This window comes from Bartonella sp. AP21QHHD (genome assembly GCF_042196205.1).
Taxonomy (GTDB): Bacteria; Pseudomonadota; Alphaproteobacteria; order Rhizobiales; family Rhizobiaceae; genus Bartonella.
On record NZ_JBHIPT010000065.1, the window covers coordinates 1 to 4,409 of the forward strand.

Annotated in this window: 1 pseudogene; it reads right to left on the bottom strand. The window is 32.2% G+C overall.

The features are described 5' to 3' along the window. Positions 1-1,400 precede the first annotated feature (1,400 nt). Positions 1,401-4,409: pseudogene (locus ACFIMC_RS04705) on the bottom strand (type ISP restriction/modification enzyme); the annotation flags it as partial.

Below are 4,409 nucleotides of genomic sequence, written 5' to 3' on the forward strand. Positions count from 1 at the left end.
AGTGTTTTGATCACTTGAATATTTATATAACAAAATACGTATTTATTGTCAAACAATATTTTATCTTTTTTGATATTTTTTTTAATACGTTATGTATTGATAATATCTTATGCTTATTAATTTCTTCTTTTATATTTATGTGCTTTTAAAGATATATTATAGGCTTTATGAAACGATTGCGTATTTTCTGAATCTATACATTGATAATATTTAGAAACGCTCTCATAGTGCGTATTTTTAACTTTATAACCTATCAGTTTTTTTCACTAAATGAATTTTAATTTTTTTGTGAATTTTTTTTATAACACATTTGCAACTTAACAGCTTTTCATAGAGATGGTCTTTATAACCAACCCTTTCATTTGCATTATGATTATAAAACCTTGCTGTTTTTATGCATTCTCTATAGCTGTTATATGCTTTATAGCCACCGCATCATTTTTCATTTTCATAAGAGAAACGATAAATAGGATAATTACGATTTATAGACTGTTATGAAAACATCTCAATAGAAACTGATCATTATAGAGATGAGCAAAATCCCTTTTAATAAACTTTTGTCAGTCTTGTCAGTTCTTTTTAGAACCTATATCATTTTTTTTAAATGAGAGAAAATTAAAATCATTATATTTCAATAAGTTAAGTTTTATGAATTTTTCAAAATACAACTTATTAAAACAGCCATAACAAATAAATACAACTGTAAATATATATTTGTCAGTTTATGTCAGTACATTGAATCGACAAAAGTGATCATTTAGTGAATGATTAAAACATGTCTTATGAGAGTATGTAATCTTTAAAGCCTTTCAAAAGATAGTTTGTAACTCATATGAAATGCTATCAAGACCATTATGGTTATGAGTTTTGAAGATTTTGAGTATTTTGAGGGGTCCTTTTACCCCCCTTTATATATTTTTTTCAATCAAAAAATAAAAGTTATTATATTTCAATATGTTAATGTTTTAAATAAACAACCTATATTACACAAAACACGTAAATACAATCTGTAATATATATAAAAAGGGGTTTTGAAGGTATTTTGAGGGTTTGAGAAACATTCAAAACCTATAAGTAATATAAGAAAATGAATATACATAACTCTCTTTAAACAAAGCTTCTGATAACAATAAAGCTATCATTTTAGATTACGGTATAATCTTTTAAAGGCAATGTAAAAGAAGCGTATTCACTTTAAGATGGGATTTATTAAAAATCTTAAAGCAATCCAAAGTACAGTGTTAAAAAGTGCAAAGCCTTATCTTTTATGATAACGCATATAAAATATTCTTTTAAAGATTATATGTAAGCAATTTATAAAAGGGGCATAGAACCTATAGGTATAAAACCTTATACCCTTTATGAGTTATCATACCCATTATGTGAACATGCTTTATAAGTTATTCAGTTTCTCTTAGTTCTAATTTTGGTAAGTTCTTAACGATTTTCATTGTTTCTAGACTTACTGTAATAACCCTTTGAAATAACTCTAGAGGGTAAGCAGGGTTACCAATGGTTTCAACAGCATAACGATTGGCATCATTCACAATGCCGCTCTTTTTATCTGTCTTAACACATTGACGCCCCATAACCCATTCAAGAGCAGGTTTGCCATTGACGATATACTTATAAGCTTCAAGAGGGATATCTGTTATTGTGATATTGCTATTATAAAAAACAGTCGATTTATCCTTTTCCTTACTATTCTTAATTTTTGCGAATTTCATTTCAGTTACATAATAGAATTTTTCGGGATTAGAGATCTCTGTCTGTTTTGGATTACCCTTTTTAAAGGTTACTGGATAAGGTTTTACATCTTCATAATTCACATGCAAATGACCCAATTCACGCCCTGCTGTTACAAATTTCCAAAAATCATCAGCACTCTTTACACAAGGGATACGAGGTAATTCTTTGCATAAATTATCAGCATAACGAGAGCGATAATCTTCTGAATGAAGCAAACCGTAAACATAATAGAATAGATCATCTTTTGTTATGGTTTCATTCGGATAAGCCATTTTAAAATATGCTAGTCCTTCATCCGTAATGGCATCACGTCTCTGTAAACCAGATGTTGTGTTTTTCTCTGTAGAATTCGTAAATAAATGAGATTGTTTTTCACTTTTATTTTTTGAAACTAGAGTGTCTTCGTAAATATAGCGTGGAAAGCATTGGCTATTATCTATCACACCCACATCAGGTACATTTTTAGTCATCAAGATAGAAAATCCACCTCTTGCTCCTACAGCAGCAATTTTTATGACTCTATTTTCAATTATTTTTCCCATAGGAAATATATGCGGCATTTGATAAACTGATTCATTCAAAGTACGATTATAATAAAGCCACTGTTGTGTAAAAGGACGATACAAACTCTGAGTGAGACATGTCTCTTCAAATTCAAAAATTTTGCCTCTAATTAACTGTTGTTTAACACTATAGCTCCAACTGATTTTCCTTTCATCGGAATTGACAAAACTATCTACATCCCTTGTACGTGCTTTACTATCGGTATGTGTATAAGTGTCATTAAAACGTTCCACTTCGCTATTATAGAACGTAATCATATTCTTCATGTTCTTTGCCACTATTTCACGGCTTGAGTTATATGCCCATGCATCACGATTGGTTTTTAGACCACAAGAATAAGTCTCAAAAAACTTTTTATCATGTCCCTTTTTAGCACCTATGGCTAAAAATGATTTGAAACTGTCATCACGTTGATTAAGCCAATCCCCATGCTTATCTGGTGTAATTATTTGCCAACCTTGTTTGCTCCGTGTAATATCATTAATACTCCTAAATTTTTCAATTATCGTGAGCTTTTCTTCTCTATTGAGATAATCTCCAATATCACGGAAATATATTTTCCCCTGTTGTTTGGATTTTGGATTTTTAACCAAAATAGAGATAGCAATAGGGGCACGAGATCCTTCACCAAAAATCTTACCACCTTCTTTACGAGAAATTTCTCCAGAGGTTCGTTGATTACCCCGCAAATGGAAAACATAAAGGCTACTAAATTCTTCAACAAGGCATTTTCGTAAACCATCCATAGAACTTCCATTAATAAAACCGGCATTTGTAACAAAACCAATAACACCACAGTCTTTTATACGGTCACTTGTCCAACGAATGGCGCGAATATAGCTGTCATAAAGTGCTTGCACATAAGTTGTTTTGGATTGAGCAGCATATGTCTCACGAATACGTTTATCTAATATCGGATAAGGCGTATTCTTTGCATTGTCATTTTCACTTTTTTGACCTGTTGAATAAGGAGGGTTACCAAAGATAACTTTGATATCTAGTTTCTTTTGATGTTCCAAATATTCACTGTTTTCTTTAAACAATTCCTGTAGAAGATTTTTCTCTTCAAGCATGCGGAAAGTATCGGTCAAACCAATATGTTTGAAAGGGATATAATTTCCTTTCATCAAACTATGATAAGTCGATTCAATATTAATCGCTGCTATGTAATAAGCCAGTAAAACAATCTCATTGGCATGGATATCATGACGGAACTTATATTCCATATCCTCTGGTTTTATGAGCTTTGATTGTAAAAGCCTTGTGATAAAGGTCCCCGTTCCAGTGAAAGGGTCAAGAATAGAAACTCCACGTGACCCCAAGCTTTTTCCAAACTCATTACGCAACACATCATCAACAGAATGAATGATAAAATCAACAACCTCAACGGGCGTATAAACAATCCCAAGCCTATCCGTGGTTTTCTTAAATGCTTTGGTAAAAAAATCTTCGTAAAGTTTGATAATAAGATTTTGTCTTGCCTGTGGTTCGGTAATGNTTTGGTAAAAAAATCTTCGTAAAGTTTGATAATAAGATTTTGTCTTGCCTGTGGTTCGGTAATGCCAGAGGCACGGAACTTTACGCTGTCATAAAACTCTTGTAATTCTTTGGATTCCTCTTCAATATTGGTTTTATCGAGTTCTGTTAAGATTTTTTCCATTGCTTGCGAAATGGCATTATTTTGTACAAATTCATTGCCTTCAAACAAGGCTTCAAACACGGGACGCGTCACAAGATGTTGCGCTAACATCTCAATCGCTTCTTCTTGCTTTATCTCACTGTTTAAGTTGTTTTTTAATTCTTTATAAAACGTATCAAAGGCATGATAAGCTTCGCTTGTCTGATCAGAAAGCATAGTTTGAAGGCGTGTGATATGGTTTTGTGCAATCTCAGCAACATTGCCAGCCCAAATGCCCCAATAATCACTCATGGTAGATTTTTTAACAATCAGTGTTTTGAGAGCATTGGGAAACTCAACAAAAAAGGGCAATCTTCCTTGTCCTTCATATGTTTGGTGCGGTTCATGAGCTTGTGTCCCAATACGAAGTCCGGATTTTTCTGATTTTTCGTGGAGCGTGATTTCGTCAATAACCGTG